At 57.4% G+C, this 1,034-nt stretch carries 1 protein-coding gene; it reads right to left on the bottom strand.

The window, feature by feature from the left end:
• A partial coding sequence (locus ACPYOI_RS35760) for an AI-2E family transporter (protein ID WP_481424136.1) occupies nt 1–1,034 on the bottom strand: 1,034 nt, incomplete at both ends.

The raw sequence follows: 1,034 nt of genomic DNA, 5'->3' as shown, positions 1-1,034 counted from the left end.
TATCAAGGCAGGCACCGCAACGGCGTCGTAGTAATCCACCAGATACTCTTCATCGAGAATCTCCTCCGCTTGATCTGTCGCTTCGTCGGGATCGCCGGCGAGGAGACGCTGATAGAGCCGGGCATGCGGCGCAAGGACCGGATCGCTCCCGAAAAGGACCTGCAGAAACCCGAACTGCGGGACATGTTTCCCAAGCACGACAAGACAGACGGTGAGTGGTGTGGAAAGCACCAGCCCAACTGGACCCCAAATCCATGCCCAGAATATCGCGGAGACGACGATCGCCAGCGGCGACAGACCCGTCCTGGAACCATAGAGCATCGGCTCCACAACATTGTTGATCAAGAGCTCCATGAGCAGAAACAGGCCGGCGGTCCACAATAACATCGACCATCCGGCATCGACCGCCACCGACAGGAAGAGGGGCAAGGCCATTGCGATCACCGGCCCGATATACGGGACGAAACGCAGAACCATTGCCAGTAGACCCCATAGGACCGCATTTGGGATGCCGATGATCCCAAGTCCGATTGCTACAGGAAGACCATATGCGACGTTCACGATCAACTGCATCAGAAGGTAGTGGGCCACGCGTTTACCGGCATCCTGGAGTGCCTCGGTCGTCCGGTGCAAATCACCAAAGCCGGCGAGGCGAATAAATCGGTCGCGCAGGCCTTCACGCTCAAGCAACATGAATATCACTACCACGACTACAAGACCGGCCATCGCTACGGGGCCAACGAGCGGTGCAATGATATTCGTCAAAACCTGAATTGGATTGTCCGGCGAGTATATCTCGACAAGCAGTGGGTCCCTCGGCGGGGTTCCTGATCCCGCCGGTGCCTTGGCCTCCGATCGACCGATTTCGCGGCTGATCCGCTCAACGACGCCGGTGATACGGTCTACGATTCCATTTTCCGCACTGGCAGCCTGCATCGCCTTTACCTTCAAGACGATGTTGGACTGGTAGGCTGGCAGGTTTTTCGCCAATTCGGCCACCTGCAGAGCGACGATCAAGCTGAAAATGCCGATCA

This window comes from Rhizobium sp. SVR5-2C (genome assembly GCF_056755115.1).
Note: the sequence above shows the minus strand (reverse complement) of the source record. Positions and strands in the feature narration are given on the sequence as shown.